The 17,434-nt window shown below is 72.0% G+C and carries 14 protein-coding genes; 2 read left to right on the top strand and 12 right to left on the bottom strand.

The features are described 5' to 3' along the window. The first annotated feature begins 86 nt into the window (after positions 1 to 86). On the top strand, positions 87 to 1,544 hold the full coding sequence (locus BLS56_RS29645) for an aldehyde dehydrogenase family protein (protein WP_091457729.1): 1,458 nt from the start codon (positions 87 to 89) through the stop codon (positions 1,542 to 1,544). Here the strand turns inward: BLS56_RS29645 and BLS56_RS29650 are convergent, their stop codons facing one another. The 7 genes from BLS56_RS29650 to guaB all read right to left on the bottom strand — a co-directional run bounded on the left by BLS56_RS29650 (position 1,545) and on the right by guaB (position 11,728). Then, positions 1,545 to 2,948, bottom strand: a complete 1,404-nt coding sequence (locus BLS56_RS29650; RefSeq protein ID WP_324187545.1) for an FAD-dependent oxidoreductase — start codon at positions 2,946 to 2,948, stop codon at positions 1,545 to 1,547. 212 nt (positions 2,949 to 3,160) lie between these two features. Then, the gene (locus BLS56_RS29655; protein ID WP_091457736.1) at positions 3,161 to 4,990 is read right to left on the bottom strand and encodes an FAD-dependent monooxygenase; all 1,830 of its coding nucleotides are present in this window, start codon (positions 4,988 to 4,990) and stop codon (positions 3,161 to 3,163) included. Positions 4,991 to 5,648: 658 nt separating this feature from the next. After that, positions 5,649 to 6,614 carry an MBL fold metallo-hydrolase gene (locus BLS56_RS29660; protein ID WP_091457808.1) on the bottom strand — a complete coding sequence of 322 codons (966 nt, stop codon included), beginning with the start codon at positions 6,612 to 6,614 and terminating at the stop codon, positions 5,649 to 5,651. A 90-nt stretch (positions 6,615 to 6,704) separates the two neighbouring features. Then, positions 6,705 to 8,453, bottom strand: coding sequence for a GMC family oxidoreductase (locus BLS56_RS29665; RefSeq protein WP_091457741.1), 1,749 nt, complete (start codon positions 8,451 to 8,453; stop codon positions 6,705 to 6,707). Between the two features lie 79 nt (positions 8,454 to 8,532). Continuing rightward, positions 8,533 to 9,033: a GNAT family N-acetyltransferase gene (locus BLS56_RS29670; protein WP_091457746.1), complete on the bottom strand. Its 501-nt coding sequence runs from the start codon at positions 9,031 to 9,033 to the stop codon at positions 8,533 to 8,535. Further along, positions 9,030 to 10,175, bottom strand: a complete 1,146-nt coding sequence (locus tag BLS56_RS29675; RefSeq protein WP_091457752.1) for a GuaB3 family IMP dehydrogenase-related protein — start codon at positions 10,173 to 10,175, stop codon at positions 9,030 to 9,032. The genes BLS56_RS29670 and BLS56_RS29675 overlap by 4 nt, the downstream gene beginning before the upstream one ends. Positions 10,176 to 10,216: 41 nt before the next feature. Then, positions 10,217 to 11,728 (bottom strand): IMP dehydrogenase, encoded by a 1,512-nt coding sequence (gene guaB, locus BLS56_RS29680; RefSeq protein WP_091457758.1) that lies wholly within the window; start codon positions 11,726 to 11,728, stop codon positions 10,217 to 10,219. A 233-nt stretch (positions 11,729 to 11,961) separates the two neighbouring features. Between guaB and BLS56_RS29685 the strand changes: the two genes are divergently transcribed. After that, entirely contained in the window at positions 11,962 to 12,333 is a 372-nt protein-coding gene (locus tag BLS56_RS29685; protein ID WP_091457810.1) for a DUF5319 domain-containing protein, read from the top strand. Between the two features lie 196 nt (positions 12,334 to 12,529). On the opposite strand, the gene BLS56_RS29690 is transcribed toward BLS56_RS29685, so the two are convergent. From BLS56_RS29690 to BLS56_RS29710, 5 genes are all read right to left on the bottom strand, one after another. Continuing rightward, a complete protein-coding gene (locus BLS56_RS29690; RefSeq protein ID WP_091457763.1) occupies positions 12,530 to 13,585 on the bottom strand; it encodes an anti-sigma-D factor RsdA in 1,056 nt (351 codons plus the stop codon). Beyond that, positions 13,586 to 14,158 carry a sigma-70 family RNA polymerase sigma factor gene (locus BLS56_RS29695; protein WP_091457768.1) on the bottom strand — a complete coding sequence of 191 codons (573 nt, stop codon included), beginning with the start codon at positions 14,156 to 14,158 and terminating at the stop codon, positions 13,586 to 13,588. It lies immediately after the preceding gene. Positions 14,159 to 14,500: 342 nt separating this feature from the next. Beyond that, positions 14,501 to 15,097, bottom strand: a complete 597-nt coding sequence (locus BLS56_RS29700; RefSeq protein ID WP_018682728.1) for a response regulator transcription factor — start codon at positions 15,095 to 15,097, stop codon at positions 14,501 to 14,503. Between the two features lie 121 nt (positions 15,098 to 15,218). Then, on the bottom strand, positions 15,219 to 16,145 hold the full coding sequence (locus tag BLS56_RS29705) for a hypothetical protein (protein ID WP_091457772.1): 927 nt from the start codon (positions 16,143 to 16,145) through the stop codon (positions 15,219 to 15,221). Further along, positions 16,142 to 17,281 (bottom strand): MerR family transcriptional regulator, encoded by a 1,140-nt coding sequence (locus tag BLS56_RS29710; protein ID WP_091457776.1) that lies wholly within the window; start codon positions 17,279 to 17,281, stop codon positions 16,142 to 16,144. The genes BLS56_RS29705 and BLS56_RS29710 overlap by 4 nt, the downstream gene beginning before the upstream one ends. Positions 17,282 to 17,434 lie beyond the last annotated feature (153 nt).

Here is a 17,434-nt window from a genome sequence, read left to right on the forward strand (position 1 = left end):
GGCGGAACCCTAGTCACCATCGTCGGTCAGCCAAAGCCATGGTAACCGGACGCGCCCACGCCGCATTTCGGGCATACCGTTGAGGCATGACCGAAGACGAAGACGCCATCGTGGCCAAACCCCGCCCGTTCTGGGTGGCGGGCAGGCCGGAGAGCAGCGCGACCACCTTCGACGTCCGGCATCCCTACGACGGCACCGATGTGGCGACCGTCTCAGCGCCGACGCCGGAGCAGGTCGAGCGCGCGGTCGCGGCGGCGGCCGCCGTGGCCAAGGAGTTCCGGTCGTCGCCCGCGCACCTGCGCGCCGCCGCCCTGGACCACGTGTCCGCGACGCTGGCCGCGCGGGCAGAGGAAATCGCCGAGACGATCACCGCGGAGAACGGCAAGCCGCTGAAGTGGGCCGAGATCGAGGTCGCCCGCGCGACGTCGACGTTCCGGTTCGCCGCGGAAGAGGCCCGCCGGTTCGTCGGCGACCTGCAACGCCTGGACACCGACGCAGGAGGCGAGGGCAGGCTGGCGGTGATCCGGCGACGGCCGCGCGGGCCGGTGCTGGCCGTGGCGCCGTTCAACTTCCCGCTCAACCTGGTGGCGCACAAGGTCGCGCCCGCGCTGGCGGTCGGCGCCCCGGTGATCGTCAAACCGGCGTCGGCGACCCCGCTCTCGGCGCTGCTGCTCGGGGAGATCCTGGCCGAGACGGACCTGCCCTCGGGCGCGTTCTCGGTGCTGCCGGTGCGCGGGTCGGCGATGTCGTCGCTGGTCGAGGACCCGCGGCTGCCGGTGATCTCGTTCACCGGGTCGACCGGCGTCGGCTGGGGGCTGATGGCCGCCGCGCCGCGCAAGCACGTGGTGATGGAACTGGGCAGCAACAGCGCGGCCATCGTCTGTCCGGATTGGACGGACCTGGACCACGCGGCGCGGCGGATCGCGACGTTCGGCAACTACCAGGCGGGGCAGTCCTGCATCGCGGTGCAGCGCGTCGTCGTGCACCGCGCGGTGGCGGAGGATTTCGTGCCGCGCCTGGTCGCCGCGGTCGAGTCCCTGCGCACCGGCGACCCGCACGACCCGGCGGTCGACGTCGGCCCGCTGATCGATGAGGACAACGCCAAGCGCGTCGAGAGCTGGATCGCGGAGGCCGCAGCGGCGGGGGCGCGGGTGCTGACCGGCGGCGCCCGCACCGGCACGACCGTCGCCCCCGCTGTCCTGGCCGACGTTCCGGCCGAGGCGAAGGTGTCGTGCGAGGAGGTGTTCGGCCCGGTCCTGGTGGTGTCGGTCGTGGATTCGGTCGACGAGGCGTTCGAGGTGGCCAACAGCACCGAGTTCGGCTTGCAGGCGGGCGTGTTCACCCACGACCTGCGGACGGCGTTCCGCGCGGCGGCGGAACTGGAGGTGGGCGGCGTGGTCATCGGGGACGTGCCCTCGTTCCGGGCCGACCAGATGCCCTACGGCGGGGTCAAGGGCTCGGGCACCGGCCGCGAGGGCGTGCGGTCGGCGATGGACGACTTCACCGAGGAGCAGACGATGGTGTTGTCGGGGCTGGACCTGTAGTCACATGCGGTGGACGGACTGGGCGAAGGTGAACACCCGGTCCGGGTCGTAGCGGCGGGCGGTGGCGCCGAGTCGGCTGACGTTCCCGCCGTAGTAGGCGATGCTCCAGCCGGGCATGGCGGCCTCGATGTAGTTGACGTAGCCGCCGCGCGCGCCGACCCCGACCAGCGCCTCCCGCACTTCCGCGACGGCACGGGCGGCGGCGACCTGACCGTCCACTGTGGTCTTCTGATAGATCTGGATGGTCGCCAGCGCCTGCCGGTGCGGGAACGCGGTCGCCGTCGGGTCGACGCGGGCGACCGCGCCGCCGAGGGGGTCGAGCAGCACTTCCATGCCGTCGCGGCCGTCGAGGAGCGCGACCAGCGCCGCCGGGTCACGCACCGGCGCGGGCAACACCCGAGACGAGGCGACGAACGCTTCCCTCGGCAGCTTCTCCGGCGTGCACTGCGCGATCGGCCGCTGCGCGCAGCCGGTGAAAAACCGCATGGCGTCGAGGTAGCCGCGCTGCCGCACGGTCCGCCGGGTTGGCCGCACCCCGGCGCGGGCGAACAGGGTGTCCAGCAACGGGTTCAGCGCGGCCTGCGAGCCCACGAAGCACCCACTCATTCCGCATCGCACCGGTGATCCCCCGCTGAAGCCCACGTTCGCCCACAGCTCGTCCGGTATGCCCGCCACCCATTCCTGCCAGGCCCCGAGGACGGCGGGCGCGGCCTCGGCCGGGAAGCCGAGCCGGAAGACCGTGAGGTCGGGCGCAGGCTCGGTCGCGAAGGTGAACGACGTGGTGATGCCGAAGTTGCCCCCACCGCCGCCGCGCAGCGCCCAGTACAGGTCGGGCTCGCTGGTCTCGGCGGCCGTGCGCACCACCCCGTCGGCGGTGACGACCTGGGCCGACAGCAGCCGGTCGCAGGTCAGCCCGAACTTGCGGGTGAGCACCCCGATCCCGCCGCCCAGCGTCAGACCCGCGATCCCCACCGTCGGGCAGGTCCCGGCGGGCAGGCACCGCCCCGCGGCCGCGAGGGCGGCGTAGACGTCGATCAGCCGCGCGCCCGCCCCCACCACGGCCGTGCCGTCCGGCCGCACCTCGACCGCCGACATCCCCCGCAGGTCCACCACGACCCCGCCATCGGGCGCCGAGTACCCGGCGTAGCTGTGCCCGCCCCCACGGGCCGCGATGGGCAGGTGCGCGGCCCGCGCCACCTCGACACACGCCTGGACGTGCTCGACGGTCCCGCAGGCGGCCACCGCCGCGGGCGCGCGGCCGTCGTAGAGCTGGTTGAACGACCGCCTGCCCCGCTCCCACTCCGCCTCCCCCGGCAGCCACAGCCCCCCGCCGAGCCGCGCCCGCAACCTGTTCCAGTCCGGCGGAACAGCTCCCGGGCGGCTACTCGGCGACGGCACGGTCACACTGCTCCCCGACGTCTCGCCCGGCCCAGGCGACCCGGTGCACGAGGCCGCGGTCGTCACCGCCGCACCGACCCCGGCCGCCCGCAGAAAGGATCTTCTGCTGATCAAGCCCCGGACCTCCCACCCGCACGGACTCGGTCTCGCCGTCGCGGGAGACCCTTCCGCTATCCAAAGCCATTCCCCGTGGCCCCTGGTGACAATGGGGTAACCACCTAGGGCACCACCCAACCCGAGGCCCGCCGCACCGCGGCGGCGACCTCGTCGGCCAGGGTCGAAGCCCGCGGCGGTTCAGCCGCCGGGTGATCGACCGACGGTTGCCCGGTCTCCGACTGGGCTAATGCTTGCCGCGCTGGCGACTTGTCGACCGAAAGGCTCGCGACCGCGGTGTTGCCGAGGTGGGGCGTGCTGGCCGCGACCGACTCGCCGCCAGGTATTTGTCTGCCATCACCGGAAAAACGGCCGCCAACGTCATCTGCTCGCATTTGTCCATTCAGGACAGATGTGTCGGCGGGGCTCGGTTGACCAGGGGTTGAGCGGTCTTCCCCGGGTTGGCGGGCGGGCAGGATCGCGGCGAGGAAGCCGTCGGGGCGGACCAGGGCGGCTCCGGTTCGGCCGAGGCGCAGGGTTCTGGCGACTTCGGGGGGTAGGCGGCGGGTGGTTATGCGGTCTGCGTCGGGTAGGGCTGGGAGGGGGGCTTCGGGGGCGGCGAGAAGGGTAAAGTGCGGCCCGAAGGCGGCGCGCAGGCGGGTGCCGTCGGGAAGTCGGGCGTCGGGGCAGAGGACGCCGGGCAGGGGTGGGCGGGGGTGGCCTGGGGCGCGGGGGAAGGCGGCTCGGTCCTCGGCACTGGCGGGGGTGGTGAGGGGCGAGTCCAGGTACCAGAACGGCTCGGAGAGTTTGCCGGAGTCGATCTCGGGACGGACCGCGGGATCGGTGCGGGCGCGTTCCAGGACGTCGTGGCGGTGGGCTCGTTCAGCGGGGGTGCTGGGAACCAGGAACCGCATGGTGGTCGCGGTGACCCGGAGGTTCTCGTCGGCGGCGGCGCCGCGTTCGGTGTCGTAGGTGTCCAGCAGGTGGGGGCCCGCCCAGCCCGCCCGGGTGGCGGCGATCTTCCAGGCGGCGTTCTCCGCGTCGGCCAGGCCGGAGTTCATGCCCCGGGCGCCGAACGGGCTCATGAGGTGGGCGGCGTCGCCTGCCAACAGCACCCGGTCGACCCGCATGGTCGGCACCCGGCGTTGGTGGAAGCGGTACAGCGACGCCCAGACCAGTTCGTAGTCGAGGTCGCCGATGACCTTGCGGACCCGGGCGTCGAGGCCGCCGTTGGCGCGCTCGGTCGCCAGGTCGAAGTCCTCTGGGACCTGCCAGTCGATGCGCCACACCGAGTCCGGCTGCGGGTGCAGCAGCACTTGGCGGCCCGGGTTCCAAGCCGGGTCGAAGTAGAACCGGCGCTCGGGGACGGGGTGCTCGATGCGCGCGCGGATGTCGGTGATGAGGAACTTGTCCTCGAAGGAATGGCCGGGGAACGGCAGGTTCAGCAGCTTGCGCACGGTGGAGCGACTGCCGTCGGCCGCGAGGCAATGCGTGCCCCGCACCGAATCGGGACCGTCGGGCGTTTCCACCGCCACGGTGACTCCGGTGTCGTCTTGGCGCAGGCCGACCACTTGGTTGGCATAGCGCAGATCGATCAACGGCTCGGCGCGGACGCGGGCCTCCAACAGGTGCTCGATGACGTTCTGCGGCGTGTTCACGAACGGCGGGAACTGCCCGGGCGGCGGCTCCGGGAAGGTCATCACCGACACCTCGTGCTCCCGGTAGAACATCCGCCCCGAATACCAGGTGACCCCCGCGTCGACCACCTGCCACCCGACACCGACGCGTTCGAGCACGTCGAGAATGTCCCGCTGGACGCAGATCGCCCGGCTGCCGACCTTGATCCGGCCGGGCAACGCCTCCACGACGACACTCGGAACACCATGGCGGGCAAGGACAAGAGCCCCCGTCAACCCGACCGGCCCCGCACCGACCACGACAACAGGCTCGCTCACCGGATCTCCCCCATGCTCATACGGACCACACGACAGCACTCGCCCGAGGCGAGCCCGGACAGCCGACGACTTGGAACACGGTGTCCCCGCGCGCGCGGCCCGGCTTGGAAGCCGCCGCCACGGAATGCGATGGCGGCAAGGGTGGGGCCGCCGGGGGCAGCGGAGGCGCGGCAGGCGGATGCGGCCGGACCAGAGGTGACGGCGGGATCGGAGCCGGAGTCAGCGCGGCCGGAAGCGGTGGAGACAAAGCACATGACGGTCGCGGAGGCGACATCGTTGGCGAAAGCGGCGGGCCCGCGGCCGACGTCGATCGCGGCGGGGGCTGAGGCCGCACGGATGATGGTTTTCACGGCAGGACCGGGCGGTGCGGCAGGACCGGAGCCGATTGCGGCGCGTGTTGTGGGGGTTGAGGCCGCGCGGCCAGCGATCGCGGCAAGGCCGGTAGCGGGGGCGCAGGTGACAGCGCCGAGGCCGGTGGCGTCGGCAAGTCGGGTACCGGTGCCGACGAAGGCGGAGACAGTCACAGCGGGGCCGATGGCGGTGCCCGCGGAGCTAGTTCCCGCGGCGGCGGGGAAGCCCGCGCTGCCGCCGACGGGGGCAACGGCGGCGGTGTGCGCAGGGGCAGGGGCAGGGGCAGGGGCAGGGGCAGGGGGGATGGTCACTGGGGCCCCCGGAGGTTTGCCCAGACCTCGCGGTCGCGTTCCGGGGTCCAGATGAGGGGCCAGTCCTGGCCGGAAAGTTCGTCCCAGTAGCGCTGGACGTTGAAGGGGAGGCAGTGGGCGAAGATGGGCCAGTGGCCGTAGCGGGGGGACAGGGCGGTGTGGGCGGCTTGGAAGGCCTGGCGGACCGAGCCGCCGCAGTTGCGGATGTGGGCGACGGTGTCGCGCAGTTGGTTGATGAAGTGTCTGCTTTGGGTGATGGCCGCCGCCATCTGGGCTCGGCCGTGGGCGACGGGGCCGCGGCCGCCCACCAGGGTTTCCGCCTCGAAGGCGGCCACTGTGTCCAAAGTGGAGGTTGCCCAGTCGTCGTGGAAGGCGTCGCCGGTGTAGAGGGCGGCCGCGCATTCGACCAGGTCGCCCGCGAAGAGGATTTTGTGGGTGGGAAGCCAGGCCACGATGTCGCCCGCGGTGTGGCCGCGGCCGCAGTAGGCGAGGACGAGGTCGCCGTGGTCGCCGCCGAGGGGGATGGTCATGCGGTCGGTGAAGGTCAGGGTGGGCCAGGTGAGGCCGGGAATGCTTTCCGGCTCCTCGAAGAGGCGGGGCATTCGGGCGTGCTCGCTGGCCCAGTCCGCCGCCCCACGCTCGGCGATGAGCGCGCGGGTGGCCTCGTGGGTGACGATCTCCCGCGCGTCGAACGCGCTCGCGCCCAGCACCCGGACCGCGTGGTAGTGGCTCAGCACGAGGTAGCGGACCGGCTTGTCGGTCCGCTCGCGCAGCAGCGCCAGCCAGCGCCGGGCGGCGACCGGGGTCGCCCTGGCCTCGAAGCAGACCAGGAAGTCCGCACCCTCGATGGCGCCCACGTTGGGGTCGCCCTCGGCGGTGAGCGCGTACACGCCCTCCGCCAAGGCGGTGAAGGTCTCCGGTTTGCGCTCGAGGTCGGCGCTGGAGGCGAATGCGTTTGTCACGTAGCCCACAGTGCCACCGGAGCCCGCTGTGGTACAGGGGGCCTCCGGCGGCCTGTGGACAACTCGCGATCTTGAGGGTGTTTCCGCTGGTCAGCTGCGGGTGGAGGCAGGCTTGCCGTTCACCCGGATCTCGACGACGGGCAGCCGGAGGGCGCCGGGGGCGTGCGCGGGGACCGCTGGCGCGGCTGGCGCGACCGGGTTGACGCGCTGGTAGCCGGAGCCCTGGGCGGGGCGCGGGTCGACCTCGCCCTTGTTCGGCCAGAGGGAGAAGGCGCGCTCGGCCTGGGCGGTGATCGTCAGCGACGGGTTGACGCCCAGGTTGGCGCTCACGGCCGCGCCGTCGACCACGGAGAGGCCGGGGTAGTTGTAGACGCGGTGGTAAGGGTCGATGACGCCCTCGTCGGCGTCCGCGCCGATGGCGCAGCCGCCGAGGAAGTGCGCGGTGAGCGGGATGTTGAGCATCTCGTTCCAGGTGCCGCCAGCGATGCCGCCGATGTGCTTGGCGGTCAGCTGGTTGGCCTCGTACCCGGCCGGGATGAAAGTCGGGTTCGGCTCGCCGTGGCCCTGCTTGGAGGTGTACTTGCGCCGCCCGAACAGGCCGCGCTTGGTGTAGGTCGTGATCGAGTTGTCCAGGCTCTGCATCACCAGCAGGATCACGGTCCGCTCGCTCCAGCGGTAGCCCTGGAGCAGGCTGAGCGTGCGGATCGGGTGCTTGGCGAGGAACCGCAGCACCTGCACGAACCGCGGCACGCTGGTGCGGGCGTCGGTGGCCAGGGTCTGCAACATGCTCATCGCGTTGCTGCCCTTGCCGTAGCGCACCGGCTCGATGTGGGTGTTCTCGTCCGGGTGGAACGAGGACGTGATCGCCACGCCGCGGCTGTAGTCGTGCTCCGGGTCGACCTTGGGCCTGCCCGAGCCGATGATCGCCTCGGAGTTGGTCCTGGTCAGCTCGCCCAGCTTCGGCGACAGCTTCGGCAGGGCGCCGGTGTCGCGCATCTTGTGCAGCAGGTTCTGCGTGCCCCACGTGCCCGCGGCCAGCACCACCTGGCCCGCGGTGATGGTGGTGCGGAACAGCTTGGACGTGGTGCCGGTCTTGCGCAGGTCCAACTCGTAAGAGCCGTCGCCCCGCGGGCGCAGCGCGGTCACCGTGGTCAGCGGGATGACCTTCGCGCCGCCCTTCTCAGCGAGGTGCAGGTAGTTCTTGACCAGCGTGTTCTTCGCGCCGACCCGGCAGCCGGTCATGCAGGAGCCGCACTCGGTGCAGCCGGTGCGCTCGGGGCCCGCGCCGCCGAAGTAGGGGTCCGCCGCCTTCTTGCCCGGCTCGCCGAAGTACACGCCGACCGGGGTCTGGCGGTAGGTGTCGGCGACGCCCATGTCGGCTGCGACCTTCTGGATGATCTCGTCCGATGGCGTGGTAGTCGGGTTCGTGACGACCCCGAGCATCCGCGACGCCTGGTCGTAGTGCGGGCCGAGCTCGGACTCCCAGTCGGTGATGTGCGCCCACTGCTTGTCCTGGTAGAACGGCTTGAGCGGCCGGTAGAGCGTGTTCGCGTACACCAGCGAACCGCCGCCGACCCCCGCGCCCGCGAGGATGAGGACGTCCTTGAGCAGGTGGATGCGCTGGATGCCGTAGCAGCCGAACTGGGGCGCCCACAGGTACTTGCGCATGTCCCATGAGGTCTTCGCGAACTCGTCGTCGGCGAACCGGCGGCCGGCCTCGACTACCGCCACGCGGTAGCCCTTCTCAGTCAAACGGAGAGCGGCGACACTGCCGCCGAAGCCTGAGCCGACCACGACCACGTCGTAGTCAGTGTTGTTACCGGTGAGTTGCGCGCCCATGGGCAGAGGTTAAGGGCTGGTGGACAGACCCGGCTAGAGGCTGAGTGGATTTTTCTGTGACCTGCGGTAACACACCTGGTCAGGGGCGGTCTCCGCGCAGCACGCCGAACAGCGCCAGGTCCCGCCGCACCCCGCCGCGCAACTGGGCGCCGCGCACCACGCCTTCGGCCAGAAAACCCGCCGCGAGCAACGCGCGCCGCGCGGCGGCGTTGTCGACATCGGTGGCCGCCTCTACCCGGTCGAGGTCAGTCGTGGCGAAGAGATGGTTGGTAAGCAACCGCAACGCGCGTGCGCCCGCACCGCGCCCGCGCGCGGCGGGCAGCAGGGCGATCCCCACGTTCCACGCCGCGCACGCCCGGGTGCGCCCCCACCGGACCTCATGCCAGGTCACCTGGCCCAACAGCGCCCCGGTGACGGCGTCGAGCACCACCGCCCGACCCAGCGCCACCGGCGGGGGCTGCGGCCGGTCGTCGGGATCGACGTCGAACGCGTTGTCCCAGTCCGCCGCGAGCGCGGCGGCGTCGCCGTCGGCGGGGGTGGCCAGCGCCACCCCGTCCGCCGCGGCGACGACCCGCCTCACGAGCGGACCGTCAGACCGACCTTCTGGAACTCCTTGAGGTCCGAGTACCCGGTCTTGGCCAGTGCCCTGCGCAGCGCGCCGAACAGGTTCACCAGGCCGTCCGCGTCCGAGGACGGGCCGAACAGCAGGGTCTTGAGGTCGACCTCTATGTCCTCGGCGACCGGCAGCACGGCGCTGCGCGGAAGCGACGGGTGCGCGGCGGCCGAGGTCCAGTACAGGCCCTGGCCGGGCGCCTCGGCGGCCACCGCGAGGGGCGCGCCGAGCATGACCGCGTCCGCGCCGCAGGCGATCGACTTGGCGATGTCGCCGCTGGTGCGCACGTCGCCGTCGGCGATCACGTGCACATACCGGCCGCCGGTCTCGTCCAGGTAGTCCCGCCGGGCGGCGGCGGCGTCGACGATCGCGGTGGCCATCGGCACCCCGATGCCCAGCGAGCTGTCGGTCGTGGTGATGCCGGGGCAGTGCCCGTAGCCGACGATGACGCCCGCCGCGCCGGTGCGCATCAGGTGCATGGCGGTGCGGTAGTCGTGCACGCCGCCCGCGATCACCGGGACGTCCAGGTCGGCGATGAACCGCTTGAGGTTCAGCGGCTCCGCGCCAGCGGAGTCCCGGGCGACGTGCTCGGCGGAGACGATGGTGCCCTGCACGACCAGGATCTCCACCCCGGCGGCCAGCAGGTCCGGGGTCAGCTCGGCGGCGTGCTGCGGGCTGACCCGCACCGCGACGGTCACCCCGGACTCGCGGACCTGCTTCACCGCCTCGGCGATCAGGTCGACGCGCAGCGGCGCGGCGTGCAACTCCTGGAGCAGCCGCACCAGCACGCCCGGCTCGTCCCCGTCCTCGGCCGCGGTGACCAGGCGGAACAGGACCTCTTCGACGTTCGGGTGCCGCGCCCACAGCCCCTCGGCGTTGAGGACCCCCAGTCCGCCGAGCTCGCCGACCGCGATCGCAGTGCCGGGCGAGACGATGGCGTCGGTCGGGTGCGTGATCAGCGGGATGTCGAACCGGTAGGCGTCGATCTGCCAGGTGGTCGAGACGTCCTTGGACGAGCGGGTGCGCCGCGACGGCACGATCTCCACCTCGTCGAGCCCGAAGGCGCGCCGGGCGGTCCGGCCCATGCCGATGTCGACAAGATCCCGCACTGGGGGTGGTCCTTTCGGTGGAACCGCGTCAGCTGAGACGGTCAGCGGGTGGTGTAGTTCGGCGCTTCGACGGTCATGGTGATGTCGTGCGGGTGGCTTTCCTTGAGCCCGGCGGCGGTGATCCGGATGAGCTGCGCCTGCTGCAGCTCGGCGATCGTGCGGGAGCCGGTGAAGCCCATGCCCGCGCGCAGCCCGCCGACGAGCTGGTAGACCACCTGGGACAGCGGGCCGCGGAACGGCACCCGGCCCTCGATGCCCTCGGGCACCAGCTTGTCGTCGGAGAGCACGTCGTCTTGCGCGTACCGGTCCTTCGAGTAGGACTTGGCCTCACCGCGCGAGCGCATCGCGCCCAGCGAGCCCATACCGCGGTAGCTCTTGAACTGCTTGCCGTTGACCAGGATCAACTCGCCCGGGGCCTCGGCGGTCCCGGCGAGCAGGCTGCCCAGCATGACCGCGCTCGCGCCCGCCGCGATGGCCTTGGCGATGTCGCCGGAGTACTGGATGCCGCCGTCGCCGATGATCGGGATTTTCGCCGGGGCGCAGGCCAGCGACGCCTCGTAGATCGCCGTGATCTGCGGCACCCCGACGCCCGCGACCACGCGGGTGGTGCAGATCGAGCCGGGGCCGACGCCGACCTTCACCCCGTCCGCGCCCGCGTCGACCATGGCCTGCGCGCCCGCGCGGGTGGCCACGTTGCCGCCGACGACGTCCACCGCGTCTCCCAGCTCCTTCTTGAGCCTGCTGACGATGTCCAGGACCGCGCGCGCGTGACCGTGGGCCGTGTCGACCATCAGGACGTCGACGCCCGCGTCGAACAGCGTCATCGCGCGCTTGTAGCCGTCCTCGCCGACGCCGACCGCGGCGCCGCAGATGAGCCTGCCGTCCGGGTCCTTGGTCGCGTTGGGGTACTGCTCGGTCTTGACGAAGTCCTTCACCGTGATCAGGCCGCGCAGCTTGCCCTCGCCGTCGACGATCGGCAGCTTCTCGACCTTGTGCCTGCGCAGCAGCCCCAGCGCGGCCTCGGCCGACACCCCGACCTGCGCGGTGACCAGCGGGCCCTTGGTCATGACCTCGCTGACCAGCCGGGTGTGGTCGACCTCGAAGCGCATGTCCCGGTTGGTGATGATGCCGACGAGCGTGCCCTCGGCGTCGGTGACCGGCAGACCGGAGATCCGGTAGCGCGCGCACATCGCGTCGACCTCGGCGAGAGTGTCGCCGGGCGAGCAGGTGACCGGGTCGGTGACCATGCCCGCCTCGGAGCGCTTCACCGTCTCGGCCTGGCGCGCCTGCTCCTCGATGGACAGGTTGCGCTGCAGGATGCCGATGCCGCCCTGCCGGGCCATGGCGATGGCCATCCGCGCCTCGGTGACCGTGTCCATGGCCGCCGACGCCAGCGGGATGCGCAGCGTGACATTCCGGGAGACACGGGTCGCGGTGTCGACAGTGCTCGGGATCACATCCGACTGCGCTGGCTGCAGCAGGACGTCATCGAAGGTGAGGCCCAAGGTGGCGAACTTGTGCGGGACCCCGTCAGCGTTGAGCTCGCTGGTCATGGTGGGTGGCGGACCTTCCTGCATGGCTGGCGGACCCGGTGGCCGGGCCGGGGGTTCGAGGGTGGCCTGCTACCGCGCCGTGGGCCCGCGAGTTCCGGCAGGCGGCACGGTTCCCCCATGGTATCCGGGCGCGCCTCGGCCTCCGCCCGGTACCGTGCGTGGTCGTGCCGCATGACGCAGTTCCCCCCAACCCGTTCACCGGCGGCCCCTGGGACGACCGGCCCGCTGGCGCCCTGCCGCCGGACCCCTTCGCGGGCGACCCGGACGACCCGGCGCGCGCTCTGGACGAGCCAGCTGAGGAGACCGAGCCGCCGATGACCCTCGAAGAGCGCGAGGAACTACTGGGCGACCTTTCCGACCTCGCGGTCTACCAGGCGCTGTTGGAGCCGCGCGGGGTCCGCGGCATCGTCGTCGACTGCGGCGAGTGCCAGGAGCCGCACTACCACGACTGGGCGCTGCTGGCGGCGAGCCTGGAGCAGCTGCTCAACGACGGCCGGATGCGGCCGCACGAGCCCGCGTTCGACCCGGACCCGTCGAGCTATGTGAGCTGGGAGTACTGCCGCGGCTATGCCGACGGTGTCACCGCGAGCGAAAACGCCCTCTAGGCCCGGCCAGGGGGCTCTCCGGCGGCGCCTTCCGGCACGGGGCCCCGCCAAGGGGCACGCGGGCGGAGACGGCACTGGGGCGAAAAACCATGAGCGCCGCCGACAGTAATGAATGCCACAGTCGGCGGCGCTTATCCGGAGCAGCCGAAAGCACCTTCGCCGCGGGAGCGGCGAAGGTGCTTCGATGGTGTGCTGCTTAAGGGGACGACGCCGGGGGCTCCGGGGTCTGGACCGCCTCGGTGAGCCGGATGCTCTGCGTGCCCTGGCCGGTTTCCTCCGGCGTGGTGCCCGGGTCGACCTTCGCGGGGCCGGTCGGCGTCTCGGACGTCGTCGTCGACGGGGAAGACGAGGTCGACTCGCTCGTGGTGGTGCTTGTCGACGGCGAACTCGTAGACACGGTCACCGAGACCGAGTGCGTCGTGGTCGACGGTGTGGTGGTCGGCACGGGGACCGCGCTGCTCGGGTTGGCCGACGGCGGCGGCTGGACGCCGTTCGCGGGGACGCCGAGTTTCGAGAGCAGGTCCTGGTGTTCGGCCGCGAGGTCGGCCGCGCCGTCCTCGCTGGCGATCGACGGCAGGCCAAGCTGCGCTTCCTCCAGCTTCGACTTGGCCTCGGCGACCTTGCCCTGGGCCAGGGCGGTCTGCGCGATGTCCAGGTCTTGCCGGACGGAAACGGCGGCCTCGACGGAGCGGGCGTGGTCGGCGTAGAGGACCTTGGTCAGGCCCCACAGGGGGTCGCCGGGGCGGGCGTCCTGGGCGGCCAGGCCCGCGCCGGTGAACGCGATGGCCAGCACCGCCGCCGCGGCGGCGAACGGGACAAGCAGCCGGGGTCTGCGGCGCTTGCGGGCCTTGGCCGCGTACACGGTGGCCACGGCGAGCTTGGTGTCGACCAGTTCGCCGATCGGCGCGGCGTCGACCTCGTCGCGCCACGAGCAGAGCAGGGCGGCGAGTTCGTCGCCACGGAAATCGTCACCGCGGAAGTCGTCCGGCAGGTCACGGGAAGCCGGGAGCCGCTCGCCGCGCACGGCGCCGCCGAGCGCGTCGAGGAACGCGTCGTCGGCGTGCACAAGAGAGATGTCGACCGCGTCGATGTCTGAATCGTCGGCGTCGTTCAGGTCGTCGTCGCCTAGGTCGAACGCGTCGTCCAAGCGGAGACCGGATCCGAACGCGACCGGGGTCACGTTCGAGCGCTCGGCGCGCGGGCTCTGCGATGCCGCCTCGTCCACGCCACGCTCGTCGCTTTCATCGGGCACTCAGACCACCTCCTCCGCGGACAACGTCTTGCGCAACCGGGCAAGCGCCCGGTGCTGGGCCACTCGAACCGCTCCTGGCGTCGAGCCGACCGCCTCGGCGGTCTCTTCCGCCGACAAGCCGACCACCACGCGCAGCACTACGATTTCACGCTGTTTGTCCGGAAGTACCTGGAGCAGTTCGCTCATCCGCCTCGACAACTCGCCCTGCATCGCCCGCTGTTCGGGGCCAGCCTCGATCTCCGGGCCGTCCGGCACGTCCGCGACCGGCTCGGACCGGTTGCGGGCCGAGGCCCGGTGCGCGTCGGCGACCTTGTGCGCGGCTATGCCGTAGACGAAGGCCAGAAAGGGCCGGCCTTGGTCGCGGTAGCCGGGCAGAGCCGTCAACACCGCGAGACACACCTCCTGCGCCACGTCGTCCGCCGAGGCGTACGACCGCTCCTGCCTGCCGACCCTGGCTCGGCAGTACCGAACCACCAGGGGACGCACGGACGCGAGCACGCGCTCGATAGCCCGAGGGTCACCCTCGACGGCAGCGCTTACTGACCCGTCCAGTCCGTCCCCCAATGTGGTCATCGCAGAATGCAGCCCTGGCGTTACGAGTGTGGTCATGTTCGCCGAACCCGGTCGAGTGCCTGCCTCGACCGCCCATGGCCCACCGTACCGCCCTGGTTGTCGAGTTCCTGGCGCAGTGTTGACCGCCGCGCGGCCGCCCGGGGGTCGGCGTGACAGGCGACACAGTAGCCGGTGGCCGCGGCGGTGACGGGCGAGGGGCCATCACAAGGAAGACACGACAAGCCGTGCGTGCCCGTCTTGCCACGGGCACGCACGGCTCGCCGCCGACGCTGTTCTCTTAAGTCCCTGCGAACCTTGCGGCGCCGTGTTCCTTGCGCGGCACGGCGCCCGAGGGCACAGCGCTCAGGACACCAGGCCGCGCCGGAACCCGTGAGCCACTGCCTGCGCACGGTCCCGAACACCCAGCTTGCGGAACAGCCGCCGCGCGTGGGTCTTCACCGTGTCCTCGGAGAGATACAGCTCACGGCCGATCTGGCCGTTGCTCTTGCCCTGGCTCATACCGCGCAGAACCTGGAGTTCGCGGTCGGTGAGCTGCACCCCTGGGTCGGAGGGCTGCCTGGGCGCGGGCACAGAAGTGCTCGCCAAGGTGTGCGCCAACGCGGCGACCAGCTCGGGACGCGAGGCGTCCCAGCGCAGGTAGCCACGAGCGCCGCCCGCGATCGCCGCGGCGATACTGCCCGCGTCGTCCGGTGCGCCGAAGACGATGACGTTCGCCTGGGGATTGGCGGAGACGAGTCGCCGAGTCGCTTCGACCCCGGTGGGCACCGCGCGCTGCGTGCCGACGAGGACGACATCGACAGGCTGCCGGGAGAAGCGGGCGAGCAACTCGTCACCGTGCGCTACGCAGTCGATGCGACTGACCCCTGGTACAGCGGACATGACACGGGTCAAGCCTTCCCGGACGCTGCGGCGGTCGTCGCAGATCAAGACCGTCGTCACGGGGACTCCTTCCTGCAGCCGAGTGACGTTCCAATTCCCTATCGGACGCCGGGGGCCCAACCTTGACACGATCCGGTGGTAAATCTGTCAACTAATCCGCCGGATGACCGTCTGGGTGTGTTCACCTGTTCGGAGCAAGGACAAACATCCAGGTAGGAACCCATGGCGACGATTCCGCCGACCGGCGGGCACCCGGGTCGGCGTGTCGTAACACACAGTGCAGGGCGGCGGCGGCGACCCGCCGGTGCCCGTCCGCCCCGGCGGGGTCGAGATCGGCCAGCACGAGCGCGCACGGCCAGACCAGCGGCCGGAGCCCGTGCCGCCGGGCAGCCGCCAGCGCGACCGTGATCGACTCCCGGGCCGCCGCCCGCTCGCCCGCCGCCGCGAGCGCTGCGCCGAGCACGAGCGCGGACTTGGCCCGGTGGCGGACCGACGCCGATCGCGCCGCGGCCCGCTCAGCCGCCCGCGCGGGCGCAACGGCCGCGGCGGCGCGCCCGGCCGACAACTCGATCTCGGCGGCCACCCAGCCGCGCCGGATCACCGCGCGCCAGCCCGCGTCGGCCGAGGTGGCTTCGATTCCGAACAGGCGGCGCGCCTCGTCGGGGCGGCCGAGCCCGACGGCGTCGGCTGCGAGCCCGAGCAGGACGTCGGACCGGGCGGCACGGGCGTCGGCGCCCTCGGACGCGGTTGGGTCGCCCGCGCGATCGGAGTGGTCCGCGTCGATGCCGTCCGGGTTCAGCAGACCGGCGTCGGCGAGGGCGCGCAGACCGGTCCCGTCGAGGCTCCTGGCGCCCGCGTGGTCGCCGAGTTGCCTGCGGTGCGACGCGAGGGCGGCCGCGGCCAGCGCGGCGAGCACGGCGTCGGGTCCGCGGACCAGCGGCCACAGCCGCGCGGCGGCCGCGGCGTAGTAGCCCCGACCACCCAGAGCGACCGCCGCCAGCCAGGACTCCCGGGGCCGCGAATTCGCCGACTCCACGGCTGGGGGACACAAGCCGGGCGTGGGGCCGAAAGCCGCGTCCCACGGCTGGGCCCAATCGGGGTCACTCACGTGGTGGAGTCCCGGTCACCGAGAACGAACGACTCGATGCGCTCGACCGCGCCCGCGAGGTCGTCGAGGCGCTCGGCGCGGCCGGGCAGGTCGACGTCGAGCCAGCCGGGGCCGCAGGCGAACAGGTGCACGCGCTGACGGGTCCTGGGCACATCGAGCAGCGTCCTGCCGTCTGCCTGGCCGGGCACCTGCGCCCAGATCGCGACCGCGGCGGGCGCGGTCCTGCGCACCGCGGCGGCCAGGGCCTGGCCCGGGACGGCCGCGCCGAGCATGAGCGTGCCGACCTCACGTCGGGCAAGAGCGGCGCGCAGCACATAGAGCGGAAGGCTATGCGTCTCGCCGGGCACACAACAGAGCAGCACCGGACGCGGGTTGCGCGGTCTTGGCACAAGAGGTGTGGCACGGATCATCGCGGCCAACACGCACTCGTTGACCAGGTGCTCGATCTCGACGCAGTCGCCCGCGTACGCCCACCGGCTCTCGACCGCGGCCAAGACCGGCCGGACGACGCCGTCCCACACCGCGACGACCCCGTCGGCCGCGATCGCGTCGGCGATCATCCGCTGGACCGACTCGTCGTCCATCGCCATCGCCGCCCGCCCCAGGCCGCGGGCGGCGGGTGAGCCGCCGGGCAGCGGCAGCCGCCTGCCCCCATGGTGATTGGCCGACTGATTGGCCGACTGATTAGCCGAGTGATTGGCTGACTGATTTGCCGGGACGCGCTCGGCGACCCGGTCCGGCTCCTCCGGCTCGCCGGTGGCCCGCAGCGCGTACTCGGCGGCCTCCGCGGGCGCGGCGCCCTTGAGCAGCGCGCGCTGCATGATCTCCAGCCGGGCGATGTCGCCCGGGGCGTAGCGGCGGTGGCTGCCGGTGGTGTGCCCGGTGGGGCCCACGCCGTAGCGGCGGTCCCAGGTGCGCAGCGTCGACGGGGCGATGCCCAGCCTGCGCGCGACGGCGGCCACCGGCAGCGGCGGCTCGGCGACGACGCCGGTCGAGTCGGTGGAGTCCTCGGAGTCCTCGGGCTTCTCCGGGTTCTCGGGGTCCTCGACGGCGGTGCCACCACCGGAAACGTCCGCGAGGGCGACATCCCCCTTGGTCGACCCGCCCGTTCTCGCGGGCTCGGATGCGGTCCCCATACCCCCATCGTCGGGTGACATGCGGTGTCCGGCAACTGGATACACGACCACGCTGCGTCTACCGGGTGATGCCGATCGGCTGAATCGACCAACCAATGAGTCGATCACCCTTGAACAAGCATTGGCGCGGTTCTAGCGTGTAAAGCGCTGCAC

The organism is Actinokineospora iranica (assembly GCF_900101685.1).
GTDB classification, from domain to species: Bacteria; Actinomycetota; Actinomycetes; order Mycobacteriales; family Pseudonocardiaceae; genus Actinokineospora; species Actinokineospora iranica.